This is a genomic window from Massilia oculi (genome assembly GCF_003143515.1).
Lineage (GTDB): Bacteria > Pseudomonadota > Gammaproteobacteria > Burkholderiales > Burkholderiaceae_D > Telluria > Telluria oculi.
The window spans coordinates 285,883-305,550 of record NZ_CP029343.1; the positions used below are offsets into that span (position 1 = coordinate 285,883).

General features: G+C 66.5%; 12 protein-coding genes and 1 pseudogene. 5 read left to right on the forward strand and 8 right to left on the reverse strand.

The features are described 5' to 3' along the window. Positions 1 to 182: 182 nt before the first annotated feature. The 3 genes from DIR46_RS01270 to DIR46_RS01280 all read right to left on the reverse strand — a co-directional run bounded on the left by DIR46_RS01270 (position 183) and on the right by DIR46_RS01280 (position 3,853). Complete coding sequence (locus tag DIR46_RS01270; protein WP_109343624.1) at positions 183 to 1,571, reverse strand: L-serine ammonia-lyase; 1,389 nt, start codon at positions 1,569 to 1,571, stop codon at positions 183 to 185. A gap of 89 nt (positions 1,572 to 1,660) precedes the next feature. Then, positions 1,661 to 2,623 (reverse strand): NAD-dependent epimerase/dehydratase family protein, encoded by a 963-nt coding sequence (locus tag DIR46_RS01275; RefSeq protein ID WP_205289057.1) that lies wholly within the window; start codon positions 2,621 to 2,623, stop codon positions 1,661 to 1,663. A gap of 27 nt (positions 2,624 to 2,650) precedes the next feature. Then, the gene (locus DIR46_RS01280; protein ID WP_109343626.1) at positions 2,651 to 3,853 is read right to left on the reverse strand and encodes a glycine C-acetyltransferase; all 1,203 of its coding nucleotides are present in this window, start codon (positions 3,851 to 3,853) and stop codon (positions 2,651 to 2,653) included. A 222-nt stretch (positions 3,854 to 4,075) separates the two neighbouring features. Here DIR46_RS01280 and DIR46_RS01285 point away from each other — a divergent pair, with 222 nt between their 5' ends. After that, a complete protein-coding gene (locus DIR46_RS01285; RefSeq protein WP_109343627.1) occupies positions 4,076 to 4,651 on the forward strand; it encodes a helix-turn-helix domain-containing protein in 576 nt (191 codons plus the stop codon). Between the two features lie 82 nt (positions 4,652 to 4,733). Here the strand turns inward: DIR46_RS01285 and DIR46_RS01290 are convergent, their stop codons facing one another. From DIR46_RS01290 to DIR46_RS01305, 4 genes and pseudogenes are all read right to left on the reverse strand, one after another. Then, positions 4,734 to 6,902 (reverse strand): prolyl oligopeptidase family serine peptidase, encoded by a 2,169-nt coding sequence (locus DIR46_RS01290; protein ID WP_109343628.1) that lies wholly within the window; start codon positions 6,900 to 6,902, stop codon positions 4,734 to 4,736. Between the two features lie 213 nt (positions 6,903 to 7,115). Further along, positions 7,116 to 8,540, reverse strand: coding sequence for a tetratricopeptide repeat protein (locus DIR46_RS01295; RefSeq protein ID WP_109343629.1), 1,425 nt, complete (start codon positions 8,538 to 8,540; stop codon positions 7,116 to 7,118). Between the two features lie 289 nt (positions 8,541 to 8,829). Beyond that, entirely contained in the window at positions 8,830 to 9,498 is a 669-nt protein-coding gene (locus tag DIR46_RS01300; protein WP_109343630.1) for a 3'-5' exonuclease, read from the reverse strand. Between the two features lie 40 nt (positions 9,499 to 9,538). Further along, positions 9,539 to 10,803: pseudogene (locus DIR46_RS01305) on the reverse strand (Hsp70 family protein). Between the two features lie 184 nt (positions 10,804 to 10,987). On the opposite strand from DIR46_RS01305, the gene DIR46_RS01310 reads away from it, so the two are divergent. From DIR46_RS01310 to DIR46_RS01325, 4 genes are all read left to right on the forward strand, one after another. Continuing rightward, positions 10,988 to 11,899 (forward strand): isoaspartyl peptidase/L-asparaginase, encoded by a 912-nt coding sequence (locus DIR46_RS01310; RefSeq protein ID WP_109343631.1) that lies wholly within the window; start codon positions 10,988 to 10,990, stop codon positions 11,897 to 11,899. Then, positions 11,896 to 12,774: a cyanophycinase gene (locus DIR46_RS01315; RefSeq protein WP_109343632.1), complete on the forward strand. Its 879-nt coding sequence runs from the start codon at positions 11,896 to 11,898 to the stop codon at positions 12,772 to 12,774. Before DIR46_RS01310 ends, DIR46_RS01315 begins: the two co-directional genes overlap by 4 nt. Next, complete coding sequence (gene cphA, locus DIR46_RS01320; RefSeq protein WP_109343633.1) at positions 12,771 to 15,359, forward strand: cyanophycin synthetase; 2,589 nt, start codon at positions 12,771 to 12,773, stop codon at positions 15,357 to 15,359. The genes DIR46_RS01315 and cphA (DIR46_RS01320) overlap by 4 nt, the downstream gene beginning before the upstream one ends. A gap of 334 nt (positions 15,360 to 15,693) precedes the next feature. After that, positions 15,694 to 16,671, forward strand: a complete 978-nt coding sequence (locus DIR46_RS01325) for an IS481 family transposase (RefSeq protein WP_109343634.1) — start codon at positions 15,694 to 15,696, stop codon at positions 16,669 to 16,671. A gap of 311 nt (positions 16,672 to 16,982) precedes the next feature. Here DIR46_RS01325 and cphA (DIR46_RS01330) read toward each other — a convergent pair whose 3' ends face one another. Beyond that, positions 16,983 to 19,616: a cyanophycin synthetase gene (gene cphA, locus DIR46_RS01330; protein ID WP_109343635.1), complete on the reverse strand. Its 2,634-nt coding sequence runs from the start codon at positions 19,614 to 19,616 to the stop codon at positions 16,983 to 16,985. Between the last annotated feature and the right edge of the window lie 52 nt (positions 19,617 to 19,668).

The window sequence follows — 19,668 nt, forward strand, 5'->3', positions numbered from 1 at the left end:
AACTTGTTTGGGTGAATAAAATTGGGCGGGGTGGTGTGTACACTTGGATTCCCGCCTGCGCGGGAATGACGGGCATCTGCCAACAATGAATCACCGGGCAGCCTGGCTTTGACCCACCAACCTAAAAACCGTCGTTCCCGCGAAGGCGGGAACCCAAGCCCGCCGAGCAGCCACGCCCCCAATCAGCAAGCCGCGTGATTCACCGTCACCACGTGGATCGCCAGACCGCCGAGCGAGGTCTCCTTGTACTTGACCTGCATGTCCGCCCCGGTCTGGCGCATGGTCTCGATCGCGCTGTCCAGGCTCACGAAATGGGTGCCGTCCCCTTTCAGCGCCAGCGAGGCGGCGGTGAGCGCCTTGATCGCGCCCATGCCGTTGCGTTCGATGCAGGGAATCTGCACCAGGCCGCCGATCGGGTCGCAGGTCATGCCCAGATGGTGCTCGATGCCGATCTCGGCCGCGTTTTCGATCTGTTCGTTCGTCCCGCCGAGCGCCGCCACCAGTCCGGCCGCCGCCATCGCGCAGGCCACGCCGACTTCACCCTGGCAGCCGACCTCGGCACCCGAGATCGAGGCGTTCTTCTTGCACAGCATGCCGATCGCGCTCGATGCCAGCAGGAAATCGCGTACGCCGCGCTGCGGATCGATCGGCCGGCAATCCTCGGCGTAGTAGCGCAGCACCGCCGGGATGATGCCGGCCGCGCCATTGGTCGGCGCGGTGACGACCCGGCCGCCGGCCGCGTTTTCTTCGTTGACGGCCATCGCGTACAGGCTCACCTGCTGCACCGCGTCATGCGGCAAGGCGTTCAGCGGTTGCTGTTGCGCTTGCTGGGCCTGCTTCCACAGGCCGGCGGCGCGGCGGCGCACGTCCAGGCCACCCGGCAGACGGCCCTCGGTCACCAGGCCGTGGCAGATACACTCGCGCATCACGCGCCAGATAGTGTCCAGGCCCGCGTCCAGTTCTGCGTTGCCGATGCGCGCGCACTCGTTGGCGCGCAGCATGTGCGTAATGCTCAGGCCATGACGGCGGCCATGCTCGAGCAACTGGGCCATCGTGTCGAATGGGTACGGGACCGGCGCCGCTGGCGTCTCGGCCGCGCGCGCCTGGCTTTCGCCGGCCGCGGTGATGAAGCCGCCGCCGACCGAATAATAGACGCGCTCGATGATGCTGCCGTCCTGCAGATGGAGCACGAAGCGCATGCCGTTCGGGTGCTCCGGCAGGGTCGACGCCTTGTGCCAGACCAGGTTGGTCTTTGCGCTGAACGGTACCGGCTTCGTGCCCAGCAGGTGCAGCACGCCGTCGAATTCCGCCTCCGCCAGCTTGTCCTCGACCGCGCCCGGGTCGACGTCCTGCGGGGTCTCGCCCATCAGGCCGAGGATCACGGCCTTGTCGGTTGCGTGGCCGACGCCGGTCAGCGCCAGCGAGCCATACAGGTGGGCTTCGACGCCAACCGCCTGTTCCAGCATCCCGCTCTCGAGCAGGAAGCGGCGCGCCGCCACCATCGGGCCCACGGTATGGGAACTCGACGGGCCGATGCCGATCTTGAATAAATCAAAAACGCTCATGTCCATGCTTGTCTCGCTGTGTCAGTTCTTATTATGCAAATCGGCCTGGCGCGTCCAAGCGCCAGGCCGTTGAAGGTTCCGGTGTCGTGGCCGGCTTATGCCGCCACGCCCAGGCCGACGTCGATATTCTTCAGCATCGAATCGACCATCTCGTCGACCTTGATGCGCGATTTCCAGCCCCAGTCGGCGGTGGCGCGGCTGTCGTCGAGACTCCTGGGCCAGGAGTCGGCGATCTGCTGGCGGCTGTCCGGCTTGTAGTCGATGCGGAAAGCAGGCAGCGCCTTCGAGATCGCGGCGGCCAGTTCGCGCGGATTGAACGACACGCCCGCCACGTTGTACGACGAACGGATCGCGACCTGTTCGCTCGGGGCTTCCATCAGCTCGATGGTGGCGCGGATCGCGTCCGGCATGTAGATCATCGGCAGCGTCGTTTCCGGACCCAGGAAGCATTCATAGGTCTCGCCGCGCAGGGCCGCGTGGAAGATCGCGATGGCGTAGTCGGTGGTTCCTCCACCCGGAGGCGATTTATACGAGATGATGCCCGGATAGCGGATGCTGCGCACGTCGACGCCATACTTGCTGTGATAGTACTCGCACAGGCGCTCGCCGGCCAGCTTGCTGATGCCGTAGATCGTGGTCGGGTCCATGATCGTGAACTGCGGCGTGTTCTCGCTCGGGGTGGTCGGGCCGAAGGCGGCGATCGACGACGGCCAGAACACCTTCAATGGCTTGCCGCCTTCCTTGCGTTCGCGCGCGATCTCGAGGATGTTGAGCAGGCCGTCCATGTTCAGGCTCCAGGCCTTCAGCGGGGCCTTCTCGCCGGTGGCCGACAGCATGGCGGCCAGCTGGTAGACCTGGGTGATGCCTTCATCCGCCACCAGGCGCGCGAGGCTGTCCTTGTCCAGCACATTGAGCACGGTATAGCGTGCGGCGCCGTACAGGTTCTTGTCGCCGATGTCCGAGGCGATCACGTTCTGCGCGCCGTGCTTGTCGGCCAGTGCGCTGACCAGTTCACTGCCGATCTGGCCATTGGCGCCGATGATGAGGATGCGTTCCATGCTGTCGATTCCTTGCTGCGATGTAGTTTAGTTCTTGATGATGCCCAGCTCTTTGCCGGCTTGTTCGAAGGCCTTCAGCACGGTGTCGAGCTGCTCGCGGGTGTGGGCGCTTGAGATTTGCACGCGCACGCGCGCCTGGCCCATCGGCACCACCGGGTAGAAGAAGCCCGACAGCAGCACGCCCAGTTCGAACATGCGCGCCGCGAATTTCTGCGCGACCGGCGCCTCGAACAGCATCACCGGCACCACCGGATGGGTGCCCGGCTTGATGGTGAAGCCGATGCGCTCGATCTCCTTGCGGAAGTAGGCGGTGTTTTCGTGCAGGCGGTCGCGCAGCTCGGTCGACCTGGAGATGCGCTCCAGCACCGCCAGCGAGGCGCCGGCGATCATCGGCGCCAGCGTGTTGGAGAACAGGTAGGGACGCGACTTCTGGCGCAGCGTCTCGATCACTTCTTTCTTGCCGGAGGTAAAACCGCCCATCGCGCCGCCCAGGGCCTTGCCCAGGGTGCCGGTGATGATGTCGATCTTGCCGATCACGCCGCAATGCTCATGGGTACCGCGACCGGTCGCGCCCATGAAGCCGGAGGCATGCGATTCGTCGATCATGGTCAGGGCTCCATACTTTTCGGCCAGTTCGACGATCTTGTCGAGCTGGGCGATCGTGCCGTCCATCGAGAACACGCCGTCGGTGACGATGATCTTGTGGCGCTTGCCGGCGTCACGGGCCGCGATCAGCTGCTTCTCGAGATCGGCCATGTCGTTGTTGGCATAGCGGTAGCGCGCTGCCTTGCACAGGCGCACGCCGTCGATGATCGAGGCGTGGTTCAGGGCGTCCGAGATGATGGCGTCGTTCTCGTCGAACAGCGGTTCGAACACGCCGCCATTGGCGTCGAAGGCGGCCGCGTACAGGATGGTGTCTTCGGTGCCCAGGAACTTCGACAGCGCCTGCTCCAGCTCCTTGTGCACGGTCTGGGTGCCGCAGATGAAGCGCACCGACGACAGACCATAACCGTACTTCTCGAGGGCGGCGGCGGCTGCCTTCTGGGTCTCGACGTCGCCCGACAGGCCCAGGTAGTTATTGGCGCACATATTGATCAGGGCACGGCCATCCTGCGCCACCACTTCGGCGCCCTGGCGCGAGGCCAGCACGCGCTCGGGCTTGAACAGTCCCTCATCCTTCAAGGTCGCGAGTTTCTGCTGCAGGCTGCTATAAAACGCTTGATCGCTCATGGTGTTCCCCTGTTCCCTGTGATCTGGGCAGACCGGCGGCTTGACCGGCGGTCGGCGGATGTTGTACCGTTGGCTCGTTCGATGTAGAGAACTGGTTCGCTATCTCGAACAGAAATTCAATATATTGAATATTACGCCCAGCCAATGAACTTGGCAAGCAGCTTCCAATATACTTATAAGCAATTCGCATTAGGCAATACGCAAACAGGCGCCCAACGGAAAATGAGTACCACTCTAACAAACAATGCCCCGCCAGAAGTTGGCGCTACGCTACAACGCCTGCGGCTGGCGCGCGGCCTGACGCTGGAAGACCTGTCGCGCATCGCCGGGGTGTCGAAATCGATGCTGTCCCAGATCGAGCGCGAGAAGGCCAATCCCACCATCGCCATCACCTGGCGCCTGGCCAATGCGCTGGGTGTGCAGATCGGCGAGCTGCTGTCGTCCGAGGTGCGCACGGCGGACCTGATCCGGGTGGTCGACGCCCACGAGATCCCCACCCTGCCCGGCGCCCATGCCGGCTATTCCCTGCGCATCCTGGGGCCGATGGACCTGGCCGGCAAGTATGAATGGTATGAGCTGATCCTGGCGCCTGGGGGAGAGCTGGCCTCGCAGGCGCACGATCCGGGGACCGGCGAACACCTGACGGTAATTACCGGCACGGTCGAGCTGGAGGTGGGGAACGAGAAGAAGAAGGTGCGGCACGGGGCGACGGCGCGGTATCCGGCCGATCAGAACCACGTGATACGCAATACGGGCAAGACCGAGGCGAAGGCGGTGTTGGTGGTGGTCCACCGCTAAGCCTGGGCATCAGGCATGAAAGGCAACGGCCTGACGGCCGTTGCCTTGTTCACCCGGCGCCGCGCCGGGTGAACGTCCATGCCTAGTGCGCGCCGCCGACAGCCTTGGTCGCATCCTGCATCTGCAGTTCGCGCGACAGGAAGCCCCAGCGATCGGCGACTTCCTCGATCTGCTTGCTGGTCGGCTTGCCGGCCCCATGGCCCGCCTTGGTGTCGATGCGGATCAGGATCGGCGCGGATCCGGCCTGGGCGGCCTGGGCCGCGGCGGCATACTTGAAGCTGTGCGCCGGCACCACGCGGTCGTCGTGGTCGGCCGTGGTGACCATGGTGGCCGGATAGCAGGTGCCCGCCTTTAGGTTATGCAGCGGCGAGTACTTGACCAGGGCCTTGAACTCGTCAGGATTCTCCGACGAGCCATAATCTGAAGTCCAGGCCCAGCCGATGGTGAACTTGTGGAAGCGCAGCATGTCCATCACGCCCACGCTCGGGATCGCCGCCGCGAACAGATCCGGGCGCTGCGTGGTGGCCGCGCCGACCAGCAGGCCGCCGTTGCTGCCGCCGCCGATCGCCAGTTTCTTCGGCGAGGTGACCTTGTTCGCGATCAGCCATTCGGCTGCCCCGATGAAGTCGTCGAACACGTTCTGCTTTTGCAGCTTGGTGCCGGCCTGGTGCCAGGCTTCGCCATATTCTCCGCCGCCGCGCAGGTTGGCCAGCACATAGACGCCCCCCATTTCCATCCAGGCCAGGTTGGCCGGCGAGAAGCTCGGGGTCAGCGAGATATTGAAACCGCCATAGCCGTACAGATAGGTCGGGTTCGAGCCGTCCAGCTTGAGCCCCTTCTTCGACACGATGAACATCGGCACCCTGGTGCCGTCGCGGCTCGTGTAGAACTGCTGGCGGGTTTCGTAGTCGGCCGGGTTGAAGGCGACCTTCGGCTGGCGGAACACGGTGCTCTCGCCGTTCTTGAGGTTCAGGCGGTAGATGGTGGTCGGGTTGGTAAAGCTGGCGAACGAATAGAAGGTCTCGGTGTCGTTGCGCTTGCCCGACAGGCCGCCGACGGTGCCGATGCCCGGCAGCGCGATCTCGCGCACCGGCTTGCCTTCGAGCGACACCACGCGCACGACGCTTTTCGCATCCTTCAGGTATTCGAGCACGAGCTGGTTGTCGATGATGTCGGCGCCGGCCAGCGTGTCGGCGCTCTCGGCGACGATCTCTTTCCAGTTGTTCTCGGAAGGCTTGCTCACGTCGATGGCGATGATGCGCTTCTTGGGCGCATTGCGGTCGGTGCTGAAGTAGAACACGGTGCCGACGTTGTCGATGAAGTCGTAGCCGGCATCGAAGTTGTCGATCAGGTCGACCACCTTGGCATCGGGCTTGGACAGGTCCTTGTACGAGACGCGGTACTTCGGCGCGGTGCCCTTGGTGGTGGTGATGATCAGGTAACGGCCGTCGTCGGTGGTCTGGCCGCCGAAGCCCCATTCCTTCTGGTCGGCGCGGTCGTAGACCAGGGTGTCGGCGCTTTGCGGCGTGCCGATGCGGTGGTAGTACAGCTTCTGGAAGTAGTTGACGTCGGCCAGCTTGGTCGCTTCTTTCGGCTCGTCGTAGCGGCTGTAGAAGAAGCCCTTGCCATCCTTGGTCCAGGCGGTGCTCGAGAACTTGACCCACTTGATGTGGTCTGCCAGGTCCTTGCCGGTGTCGATATCGCGCACCTTGATCTCGTTCCAGTCGGAGCCCGAGGCCGCGATGCTGTAGGCCAGCAGCTTGCCGTCGGGGCTGACCTCGGCGCCGGCCAGGGCGACGGTACCGTCAGCGGCCAGGGTGTTCGGGTCGAGCAGCATGCGCGGCTGGTCGTTCAGGTTCTTGAGCGTGTACAGCACGGCCTGGTTCTGCAAGCCGTCATTGCGCGTGTAGAAGTAGCGGCCGCCTTCCTTGCCCGGCACGCTGTAGCGCTCGTAATTCCAGAGCTGGGTGAGCCGCTGACGGATCGCCTCGCGCTGCGGGATCTGCGCCAGGTAGGCTTGGGTGACCTTGTTCTGCGCATCGACCCAGGATTTGGTCTCAGCGCTATTGGCGTCCTCGAGCCAGCGATAGGGGTCTGCCACCACGGTGCCGTGGTAGTTGTCGGTCTGGTCGACTTTCTTCGACACGGGATAGGTCAGCGAAGGGCCGGCCGGCGAGCAGCTCTGCCCCATCGCTGGCGCGGCGAAAGCAGCGGCCAGGACGGCGGCGAGCGTGGCGAGTCTCATGTGCATATTCTTCTCCGGCTGTTGGATGATGGAGTGGGCTTGTGGCCGCAGGGCATCATAGCGCGAAATGACAGGCTTGAATATGGCGCGGCCGCCCGCTACGCCGCTGGCGGCCGGACCCGTATTGACACATCATGTGACACGCATGCCGGGATGCGGCGGGCCCACGTTGAAATCTGGCAGGACGCCAGCGCAAGGCCTCCCGACACAAGAACAGGCTCATGCGCCGGTACGCCCCAGCAGCCGGCGTGGACTCGTCTTCGACGCCAGCCAGCGCTCCACGAGGCTCCGCGCCCGGCTCCGTTCGGCCGGGCTCAACAGCGCGGTATAGTCGTTGGCCGCCGTGCTGGCGGCCAGCGCGACGTCGGCCGGCGCGGCCTTGTCGAGGCCGCGGCCCTGGCGCGCCAGCCAGGCCCACATGCAGGCGCGCACCGGGTTCCTGGCGACGCCGCGCCCGGCGGCGTACAGCCCGCCCAGGTTGTGCTGGGCCGGCGCGTGGTCTTGCCGGGCCGCGAGGCGGTACCAGTGGGCGGCCAGCATGTCGTCGCGCGGCACGCCTTCTCCGCAGGCATACATGGCGCCGAGATTGTTCTGGGCACCGGGGTCGCCCTGCTGGGCGGCGCGCCGGTACCAGACGGCGGCCTGGGCCGGATCGCGCGGCACGCCCTGGCCCCTGGCGTAGAGCAGGCCCAGCGCGAACTGGGCATTGGCGGCGCCACCCTCGGCGGCCTGCAGGTAGAACTCCAGGGCGCGCGCCGGATCGCGCTGCACGCCGCAACCGCCGGCCAGCATGCGCGCCACCCGGTACTGGGCCTGCACATGGCCCTGGGCGGCGGCCTGCGTATAGCAGCGCAGCGCGCGTGCGCTGTCGCGCGCCATGCCGCCGCCGGACAGCAGGCCGCCCAGCACGTACAGCGCTTCGCGCTCGCCGCCGGCCGCCGCGCGTTCGAGCCACTGGATGGCCAGCGCCGGGTCGGCACTGGCGCCGCGGCCTTCGGCATAGGCCAGGCCGAGCTGGCGCTGGGCGCTGGGGTCGCCCGCCCCGGCCGCGTGGCGGAACCAGTACAGGGCCTGGCCGGGACTGGGCGCCACGCCCTGCCCGCGCGCATACATCTGCGCCAGCTGCACCTGCGCCGGCACGTGGCCCTGCATCGCGGCCTTGCGGAACCAGGCCATCGCCAACGGGTGGCTGACGTTGACCCCCAGGCCGTGCAGATAGCCTTGCGCGAGCTGGGTCTGGGCGCGCGCCATGCCTTGTTCGGCGGCCCGGTAGAACCAGCCGATCGCCGCCTGGTGCGAGTGGGGCACGCCGCGGCCCTTGCGGTACAGGAGACCGAGATTGTGCTGGGCCGAGCGGTCGCCCTGCTCGGCGGCGCAGCGGAACCAGTGGGCCGCGCGCGCGTGGTCGCGGCACACGCCGCGGCCGTTGTAGTACATGGCGCCCAGGTGGTTCTGGGCATAGGCCAGCCGCTGCTGGGCGGCGCGCGCCATCCACGCCGCCGCTTTCGCCTCGTCGCGCGCGACGCCGTCGCCCCGCAGGTACAGCTGGGCCAGGTTGAACTGGGCGTAGGGATTGCCGCCGCTGGCGGCGCGGTGGAACCACTCGTAGGTGGCGGTGCCCTGTCGGGCGGCATCCTCGCTCATCGAAATCCTCTCGGCGGTCGCTGTGAGAGCCTATCCCAGTAGGTGGGGGGAAGCTCATGGTGATGCATGGCGGGCGTGAGCAAGGCGCGAGGAGGCCGCATGGCGAGCCATGCAACGACGAGCAACGCAGCTCAAGCCTGCCAGGCGCGCCAGGAGCGACTCCCACCTACTGGGATAGGCTCTTAATCCCGTTGTTAAAATTTTAAGGATAGCGAGGGATTGGGGATTTGCGACCGCACAATCGATTGACCAGCGGCGCAAGCGCGCCGCCACGGTTGGCGCAGAAGCCTCAGGCCGCGACAGCGACAGCCGCCGCAGCGCGGCGTTCGCGTACGGTAGCCGCGTACTTGTCGAGGAAGGCGGGAATCTTGGCGGCCGCGACCTTGTTGATCGAGACCAGCAGCGCCGGCTCGACCTGCTCGATGCCGCAGGTGCGGCCGAGGTGGCGCGCGGCGTGCAGCAGCACGTCGGCCGCCACCTGGGCGTCGGCCTCGGCCCGGTGGGCGGTGCCGCGAAACTCGATGCCGAGCTGGCGCGAGAGCAGGCCCAGCTTGTAGCTGGCCAGGCCCGGGAACAGGCGGCGCGACAGCTTCAGCGAACACACCAGGCCGGCATGCGCTGTGGCGCGGCCGAAGCGCGCGCCTTCGGCCTTGAGGAACTTCTCATCGAAGCTGGCATTGTGGGCCGACAGCACGTCGCCGCCGATGAAGTCGAGCAGTTCGGGCACCACCTGGTGCGCCGGCGGGGCGCCGTCGACCATCGCCTGCGTGATCCCGGTCAGCTGGGTGATGAAGGACGGGATCCGCACGCCGCAGTTCACCAGCGAGACATAGCGCTCCTTCACTTCGCCGCCGACGATACGCAGCGCCGCCACTTCGGTGATGCGGTCGCCCATCTCGGGCGACAGGCCGGTGGTCTCGAAGTCGAGCATCACCAGCGGTCGATCGTAAACACTCATCGCTCTTTCCTGTACTGTGCCGGCACGATGCCGGCGAATCTCAACCGAACCTGCGCAGCGCATCCAGCGCCAGGCCGGTGCCGATACTGCCGAACAGGTCTCCCTCCACGCGGCGCGCGCCCGGCACCATGGCGCCAATGCGCTCGCGCAGCAGGCCGACGCCGCTCGAGCCACCCGTGAAGAATACCGTATCCACGTCTTGCGGCTTCACGCCGGCATCCGCGAACAGCTTGCTCACCGTGGTCGCCACCTGGTCGACCAGGCCGGCGATGGCAGCCTCGAACTGCGCGCGGGCGACCTCGAGGGTCTCGGGCGGCGACAGGCGATCGAGCTCCAGGCGGACCATGTCGGCGCCGGACAGCGCGATCTTGGCGCCCTCCACCTGGATCGCCAGCCAGTGGCCGGCGCGCTCGTCGATCAGGTTCTGCAGGCGGGCGATCTTGCCTGGCTCGGCCGCATCGCGCGCCAGGTCGGCCAGCTGGGTGACGCTCTTGCGCGTGTAGGCCTGGTTGATCGTGTGCCAGGTCGCCAGGTTGAAGTAATAGCTGGACGGGATCGCCGCGCCCGAACGCAGATTGCTGCCGTAGCCGAGCAGCGGCATCACGCTGGCCAGGCTCAGGTACTTGTCGAAATCGGTGCCGCCGATGTGCACGCCCCCGTTGGCCAGGATGTCGTCGCGGCGGTCGCTGCGACCGGCGCGCTGCGGGCCGAGCCGCAGCAGCGAGAAGTCCGAGGTGCCGCCGCCGATGTCGGCGATCAGGACCAGTTCCTCGCGGTCGATCCGCGCCTCGTAGTCGAAGGCGGCGGCGATCGGTTCGTACTGGAAGCCGATCTCGCTGAAACCGACCGCGCCCGCGACTTCGCGCAGCGTGTCTTCGGCCAGCTGGTCGGCCTGCGGGTCGTCGTCGATGAAGAAGACCGGACGACCGAACACCGCGCGTTCGAACGGCACGCCGGCCTCGCTTTCGGCGCGGCGCTTGACCTCGCCGATGAACTGCGACAGCAAGCTGCGGAACGGCAGCGCGCGGCCGGCGACCTCGGTCTGGCCGTCGATCAGGCTGGTGCCAAGCAGGCTCTTGAGAGAGCGCATCAGGCGGCCCTCGTAACCCTCGAGGTATTCGCCCAGCGCCGCGCGGCCATAGCTGACCCGCTCGTCGTCGGCATTGAAGAACACCACTGATGGCAGGGTCGGCTTGCCATCCTCGAGCGTCAGGAGCGCCGTCGGGCGGAGTGGGTCGTGCCGGAGCGGAGCCAGCCGACAGTGGAGTTTGACGTGCCGAAGTCAACGCCGCAAGCGTGCGCCATAGGAACCTTTGTATTGAAGGGGCGGTATGTTACCAGATTTGGATGCCCCTGTAAGCGGCCTCTTACATGCACACGGCGGCGCTACCGATATGGTTCAGGTCATTGCTTTTGCATAATGTCCGCTGGTCGCACACGGTGCTGCGCGACCGATCACGATAACAATAATGCAAAAGGATTGGACGAGATGAGCAAGCCTCAACAAGCTGGCGCCGTCGTGGTACACGGCGGCGCCGGCGCGTCGCGCGAGAACGAAGATGGTTGCGTTCTCGCCGCGCGCCGCGCATTGGCGCAGCTGGAAGTCAACGGCGACGCGCTGGACGCGGCCGTCGGCGCAGTAAGCGCCCTGGAAGACGATGGCCGCTTCAACGCCGGCAGCGGCTCGGTGCTGGGTCTCGACGGCGCCACCGTCGAAATGGATGCCTCGATCATGGATACCCGCGGACGCCTTGGCGCGATCGCCTGCGCGCAATCGGTCAAGAACCCGGTGCAACTGGCGCGCGCGGTGGCCGACACGCCGCACTGGATGCTGGCCGGCGACGGCGCCGCGCGCTTCGCGCGCGCGATCGGCATGCCCGAGAGCGTCCCGGTGTCGGAGCGCCAGCGCGCCGAACATCGCAAGATCATGACGCAGCTGGCCGGCTCGGTGCCGGCCATGCCGGGCCTGAACAGCCGGCTGTTCGACCGCTTCTGGAACTACAATACCCCGGTGAACCTGCCCGAGGGCGTGGCCTGCGACACCGTTGGCGCCGTGGTGCGCGGCGCCGACGGCCATTTCGCGGTCGCCTGCTCCAGCGGCGGCTCGGCGCCGGCGCTACTCGGGCGCGTCGGCGATACCCCGATCATCGGCAGCGGATTCTATGCGGGTCCCGCCGGCGCGGTCGCGGCGAGCGGCATCGGCGAACACATCGTGCGCCACCTGCTGGCGCGCACGGTCTATGGCTGGATCGAAGACGGCATGCCGCTCGACCAGGCGCTGCAACGCGGGATCGATCTGTTCGCGCCGGAGATCAAGGTCGGGCTGATCGCCGTCAGCCGTCTCGAGGCCGGCGCCTGCAGCAACGGCGAGATGCCTTATTCGAAGATGGTGCAACGATGAGCGAACCACTCCAGCAAAAGAACGGCCACCTGGTCATCATCGGGGGCAGCGAAGACCGCAAGCACGATATGGAAATCCTGTCGCGCTTCGTCGAACTGGCCGGCGGCGCCGATGCGCGCATCGTCGTGATCACGGCGGCCAGCCAGATCGCCGACGCGATGTGGCAGATCTATGACGGCGTATTCGGCACGCTGGGCGTCGGGGAGCGCGCGCACCTGGAGATCGCCAGCCGCGAAGACGCCAACAGCGAAGACTTCGTGCGCAAGGTGGCCGAGGCCACCGGCATCTTCATGACCGGCGGCGACCAGAAACGCCTGCTGGCCCTGATCGGCGGCACCGCCATGGACGCCGAGATGCACACCGCCCTCAAGGTGCGCGGCGCCACGATCGGCGGCACCAGCGCCGGGGCGTCGGCCATGTCGGGCCATATGCTGGCGCAGGGCCGCGCCGACCTGCTGCCAGAGAAAGGCTCGGTGAGCCTGGGGGCCGGCCTGGGCTTCCTGCACCGCGTGGTGGTCGACCAGCACTTCTCGGAACGCCAGCGCCTGTCGCGTCTGTTGTCGGTCGTGGCCCAGAACCCGTATCTGCAGGGGATCGGCATCGACGAAGACACGGCGCTGATCATCGAGCGCGGGGTCGGCATCGAGGTGCTGGGCGAAGGCGCGGTGACCGTGGTCGACGGCCGCTCAATGAGCACCAACGTGGCCGAGATCAAGGATCGCGCCACGCCCGAGCTGATCGACGTGCGCCTGCACCTGTTGCCGGCCGGGAGCAAATATTCACTGCCCGATGGAGAGGAGCAGACTGGCAAGCGCGTGCCGCCCCAGTTGCTGGACTTCCTGGAAAACGTCACCAAACGGACCACACTGTCATGAGAATCAAGGAAAAACGCCTGCTGCGCGGGCCCAATCTGTACGCCGCCAATCCCTGCCTGATGGCGCTGGTGGACAATGTCGGCGCCAAGGGCCGCGGCTTTTCGGCGCGCCTGCTCGAACTGCTGCCGGCGCTGCCGCGCGAGGCAGCGGCGCGCCTGGCCGACGACGCGCTGCTGGTCGACGCGCTCGAGCCGGTCGTCATGGAATTGCAGCGCCTGGCCGGCGCACCGGGTGAGCACGGCGCCACCCTGCCGGTCGCGGGACAGCCCGAGCGTCGCCGCGTGGTATGCGGCTATGCGATCGAACAAGTGGCCGAGGAATCGCTGCGCACCGCGATCGCCCTGCTCGACGCCATGGCGCACGACCAGGCCTTCGACCTCGATGCCGCCGTCGCCGAATTGCGCGACGTCGCCGAGCGCCATGCGATCGGCACCAGCACCGGGGCCGTCGTCAACGCCGCCCTGCGGCGCGACATCCCGGCCCTGCGCCTGACCGAATCTGCGAACCTGTTCCAGCTGGGCTGGGGCAGCCGCCAGAAACGGCTGCAGGCCACGATCACCGGCGCCACCAACGCGATCGCGGTGGGCATCGCCAGCGACAAGCAGTTGACCAAGGCGCTGCTGGACGGGGCCGGCGTGCCGGTGCCGGAAGGCGACGTCGTCACCACGGTGGAAGCGGCGCAGCGCATCGCGCGCCGTCTCGGCCGGCCAGTGGCGGTCAAGCCGCTGGACGCCAACCAGGGCAAGGGCGTGACCGTCGACTGCGTGGGCGCGGATGCGGTGGCGCGCGCCTTCGAGTTCGCGCGCAAGCATGGCCGGCGCGTGATCGTCGAAGAATACCTGCGCGGCCGCGACTACCGCGTGCTGGTCACGGGCGGCAAGATCGCGGCCGCTTCGTGGCGCCGCCCGCCGCACGTGACGGGTGACGGCAAGTCGACCATCCGCCAACTGGTGGAAACCGAGAACCGCAACCCGGCGCGCGGCGACGGCCACACCAACATCCTCACCAGGATTCCGCTCGACGCGCTGGCCGACGAGACGCTGGCCCGGCAGGGTCATGACCTCGACACCGTGTTGGCCGACGGCGTGAGCGCCGACCTGCGCGGCAACGCCAACCTGTCGACCGGCGGCACCGCCGAAGACGTGACCGACCTGCTGCCGGAAGAAACGCGCGACATCTGCGTCCGCGCCGCGCGCACCATCGGCCTGGACGTGGCCGGCATCGACATCATCTGCGAAGACATCGCGCTGCCGCTGCGCGCGCAGCGTGGCGGCATCATCGAGGTCAACGCGGCGCCGGGCATCCGCATGCACCAGTACCCGAGCCGCGGCACGCCGCGCGACGCGGGCGACGCCATCGTCGAGGCGCTGTTCGGCGGCTGCAACGGACGCATCCCGCTGGTGGCAGTCACCGGCACCAACGGCAAGACCACCACCAGCCTCTTGATCGAGCACACCGTACGCATGGCCGGCCTGCGCACCGGCGTGACCACCACCAGCGGCGTCTACCTGAACGGCGAGCTGGCCTATGAAGGCGACTGCACCGGCTACCATTCGGCGCGCAGCGTTCTGGGTGCGCCGGACGTCGACTTCGCGGTGCTGGAGACGGCGCGCGGCGGCATCCTCAAGCGCGGCCTGGCCTATGACCGCTGCGACGTGGCGGTGGTGCTGAACGTCTCGGCCGACCACCTGGGGCTGGACGGCATCGACACCATCGACGACCTGGCCAGGGTGAAGGCGGTGGTGGCCAAGCGCGCCTCGCGCGCGGTGGTGCTCAACGCCGAGGACAGGTACTGCGTGAAGATGGGGGCCGAGCTGGCCGACGGCGTGGAAATCATCTATTTCGCGCTGGACGCCGAGGATCCGGTGCTGCTGCGCCACGTGGAGCACGGCGGGCGCGGCGTCTACCTGCAGGATTCGACGATCGTGATCGCGAGCGGCCTGCGCCACGAGGCGCTGGTGGACGTGCACGAGATGCCCTCGTCGCTGGGCGGCAGGGCGCGCTACAACATCGCCAACGCCATGGCGGCGGCGGCGACCCTGACCGCCTGCGGCTTCGCCAACCACGAAATCGCGGACGGCCTGCGCGGCTTCGTCTCGGACAGCAAGCACAATCCGCTGCGTTCGAACCTGTTCGACGTGGACGGCGTGACGGTGGTGGTCGACTACGCCCACAACTGCGCGGCCTACGCCGCCATGGCCGATATGGCGCGCGCGATGACGCCGGGGCGCCTGGTCGGGGTGGTTGCCGCCCCGGGCGACCGCCGCGACGCCGACCTGGTCGACGTCGGCCGCACTTGCGCCGCCGGCTTCGACGAGCTGGTCATCTACGAAACCGAGAACCGCGGCCGCCCCGCCGGCGAAACCGCCACGCTGCTGGCGCGCGGCGCCCGCCTGGGCAAGATCGACGCCGAGCAGCTGCAAGTGGAACTGGACGTCCACCGCGCCATCCGCCTCGGGCTGTCGATGTGCCGTCCCGGCGACGTGCTGGTCTTCGGCTGCGGCTCCTCGATCTCCGAGCTGACCGAAGCCCTCCGCCCCACCCGCCCCGACCTCGCCCGCCGCATCGAAGCCACCACCATCTAACCCAACGGCCCTCACGGGCCGTTTTCTCTCCCACCTCCAATTAGGGTCGGAGTCAAATTGTTTGACAACTTTTGCTGATGAGCCGGTAAATCGACTCCGACCCTAGTTATCTGCTGGGCAATTGGCCAACAATTCGACTCCGACCCTGTTTAATTAACCGGCGCATTCGAGCAATTGCTCAATAATTCGACTCCGTCCCTAATTGTTTAGTTTCGTGTGATCATGTTCCCCGTCGCAGCATGGCCTTGTTCCGTGCAAAGGCCGTGCTCGATGAGATAATTGCTGGCTTCCCGCATCGTTCGTCAGCCCCTCGCAGAACATCACCATATCGAGCATGAGTTCACGCATTCACCCGCAAGCCCGCACCACGCCAAAAATCCGTCAGGAGATCAAGGATTCCGGCCTGTCCGACCGTCAAGCGGCCAAGGTGTTCAATATCACTCGGGCCACCGCTGCCAAATGGCTCAAGCGGGACGGTGTGCAAGACCGCTCGCATCGTGCTCACACCCTGCATACGACCCTGAGCGCAGCCCAGGAACTGGTCGTGCTGTCCCTGCGCCAGACGCTTTACTTACCGCTCGACGACCTGCTCTACATCACCCGGCAATACATCAATCCCGAGGTCTCTCGTTCAGGCATTGCGCGACTGCTCAAACGCGAAGGCATGGCACGACTGGAGGACGTGATCCCTCAAGCTGAAGGCGAAACGATCAAGGCCAAGAAGACCTTCAAGGACTATGAGCCACGCTTCCTGCACGTCGATATCAAGTACCTGCCACAGATGCCTGACGAAACCTCACGCCGCTACCTGTTTGTTGCCATTGACCGCGCGACGCGCTGGGTTTTTCTGCATATTTACAACGATATGACTGAACGTAGTAGCGTCGATTTCCTGCGCCGTTTGAAGCTCGCATCGCCGATCAAGATCACCAAGATACTGACCGACAACGGCTCGCAATTTACCGACCGCTTCGCCACCAAAGACAAGAAGCCCAGCGGCAATCACGCCTTCGACAAGGCATGTGGCAGCATGGAAGTCGAGCATCGCCTGGCGCCTCCGCGCCACCCGCAAACTAACGGCATGGTGGAACGCTTCAATGGCAGGATCAGTGAGCTGATCGCGCAGACCCGCTTCGATAGCAGGGCCGATCTGGAGACCACATTGCACAATTACCTCAAGCTTTACAACCACCATATCCCGCAGCGAGCTATCGGCTCAACGACACCGATTCAGGCGCTCAAGGATTGGCAGAAACGCAAACCTGATCTATTCGTCAAACGCGTCTACGATCAGACGGGACTCGACACCTAATGAATTCAGGGCCGATTTTTTGCGTTGCTTATCGTTCGGCAGGAAAAGGGTAAGGGCGACAGAAGCGAATTCTGAGCCAATTGCCAGTTCGGCGCATAAGGTGAATGCTGGGCAGAAGAAATGAGGGGTCGGAGTCGAATTGTTTGACAACTTTTACGGCTGAGCCGTTAATTCGACTCCGACCCTAGTTGTCCGCCAAGCTAATGGCCGATAATTCGACGCCGACCCCTATTAATTGTCGGGCAAATTTGGGAAATTGCCCAACAATTTTACTCTGACCCTCGTTGAGAGGTGGCGGGGGGCCGTTTGGGTCAGGTGGTCTGGGCGGCGATCAGGTCGGCGCTTTCGGGGTCGGTGGCGCGGATGGCGTCGACGAAGACTTGCAGCGACGAGCCGCAGGCGAAGACCAGGACGTCGCCAGGTTCGCACAGGCTCAGGCCCAGGCGAATGGCGTTGCCGACTTCCAGCTCGCGGTGAAGGGTGTCCGTGAGGCCCACGGCTTCTTCGGCGCCACTCAGGATCAGGTCGACCGCGTCGCCCACGGCGCGGCCGCGGCTTTGGGATTCGTAGACCACCAGCTCGTCGAAACGGGCGCCGCATACTTTGCCTACCTCGCGCAGGTCGCTGTCGCGGCGGTCGCCAGGGGCGGTCACGATGCCGACCAGTTGACCTGGCAGCATGCCGCGCGCCATGTCGGCCATGGCGGCGTAGGCGGCGGGATTGTGGGCGTAGTCGACGATCACCGTCACGCCGCGCACGTCGAACATATTCGTGCGCAGCGGGTTGGTGCGGCCGTTTGACACGAAGGTCGACAGGCCGGCCGCGATCTGCAGTTGGCTGAAGTCGGCTGCCATCAAGGCCGCTGCCGCCGCCAGCGCGTTGGCGATGTTGAAGCGGGCCAGGCCGCCGAAGGCCACCGGCATGCTTTCGACCTTGATCACCGCCTGCTGGATATGGCCGTCGGCGATCACCAGCGCGCCATCCTGCAGGTAGGCGCCGCGGCCGCCGTCCTCCAGGTGCTTGAGCAGCACCGGGTTCTCGGCGTCCATCGAGAAGAACAATACTTCGGCGCCGGGTTTCACGCGGCGCGCCATCTGCACGCACAGCGCGTCCTCGGCGTTGAGCACCACCGCCTTCGATGCCGATTGCGCCACCACCGCCTTCACCTGCGCCAGGTCCTCGACCGTGTCGACGCCGTCCAGGCCCAGGTGGTCGGCCGCGATGTTCAGCACCACCGCCACGTCGCAGCGGTCATAGGCCAGGCCGCGCTTGAGGATGCCGCCGCGCGCCGTTTCCAGCACCGCGATCTCCACTTCCGGCGCGTGCAGCACCGTGCGCGCCGACCAGTAGCCGGTGCAGTCGCCCTTGACCACCTGCTTGCCGTCGATGAAGACGCCCTCGGTGGTGGTCACGCCGGTCACCCGGCCCGCCATGCGCGCCGCATGCGCGACCAGCAAGGTGGTGGTGGTCTTGCCATTGGTGCCGGTCAGCGCGATCACGGGAATGCGACCGTCGGACGCGCCCATCAGGCCGTCGACGATCGCCTCGCCGGCATCGCGCGCTTCTCCCGCGCTCGGATACTGGTGCATGCGGATGCCGGGCGCCGCATTGACTTCGATGACGGCGCCGCGCTGCGCGGCCAGCGGCTGGCCGATGTCTTCGCACACGATGTCGATGCCGGCCACGTCCAGGCCAATCTTGGCCGCGGCCCGCACGCACAGCAGTCGCGTCGAATCCGGCAGCAGGTCGGTCACGTCTTCGGCGGTGCCGCCTGTCGACAGGTTCGCGTTACCGCGCAACTCGGCCACCACCCCGACGGGCAGCACGCTGTCGAACTCGAAGCCCTGGCGCGACAGCATGTCGGCCGCATGGTCGTCGAGGGCGATCCGGGTCAGGATCGTCGCATGGCCGGCGCCGCGCGCCGGATCGGCGTTCTCGATCTCGACCAGCTCGCGGATGGTCTTGACGCCGTCACCCACGACATGCGCGGGACGGCGGCGCGAGGCCGCGGCCACGCGTCCGCCGGCGACCAGCACGCGGTAATCGCGGCCCTTCACATGGCGCTCGACGATGATGCGGCGCCCGTACTGGCGCGCGAACTCGAAGGCGCGCGCGACGTCGTCCGGCGTGGTGCAGTCGACCGTCACGCCCTTGCCCTGGTTGCCGTCCAGCGGTTTCAGGGTCACCGGCCCGTTCAGGCGGCGCGCCACGCGCTGGGCCGATTCTACCGTCGTGACCACGTCGCCCTCGGGCACCGGCACGCCGGCTTCCTTCAGCAGGGACTTGGTCAGCTGCTTGTCGCTGGCGATCTTCACCGCGATGAAGCTGGTGTCGCCGGTGGTGGTGGCCTGCAGCCGCTTCTGCCTGACGCCCCAGCCGAGCAGGAACAGATTGGCGTCGTCGGTGATGCGCTGCACCGGGATGCCGCGTTCCTGCGCCGCGGTGATCACCGCGCCGGTGCTGGTGCCGATCGCATAGCGCGCGGCGATCTCGCGCAGTTCTTCCAGGCGCGGAGCGAGCTCGAAACCTTCGCCGTGGGCCAGCGCCGTCACCAGGTCGAGCGCCAGGTCGAAGGCCGGCTCGGCCAGCTTTTCGCAACTGTAGGCGCACACGATCCTGAACTGCCCGGGATGGCCGTTCACCGGCCGCGTGCGCCCAAAAGCCGCTGGCGCGCCGGCCAGGGTTTGCAGCTCCAGCATCACATGCTCGATCACGCGGCCCAGGTAAGTGCCCTCGCGCAGGCGCTGCGCGAAGCCGCCGGGCTGGCCGGCGGGCAGGCGCTCGCCATGCAGCGACGGAAGCAGCTCGAGCAGCGCGTGGTTGAAGCCGGGCAGGTACTTGGTGGACTTGCCGTACAGGTCCTGCAGGTCGACCACCGACAGCAGGCATGGCGAGTCGGCGTGGACATTTGGTCCGCGCAGGAAGCGTTGTTCGAGGATTTGCACGTGTGATTCCCTTGTAATAGTCTTATTTGTAGCCACGGCCGGTACGCGCTCT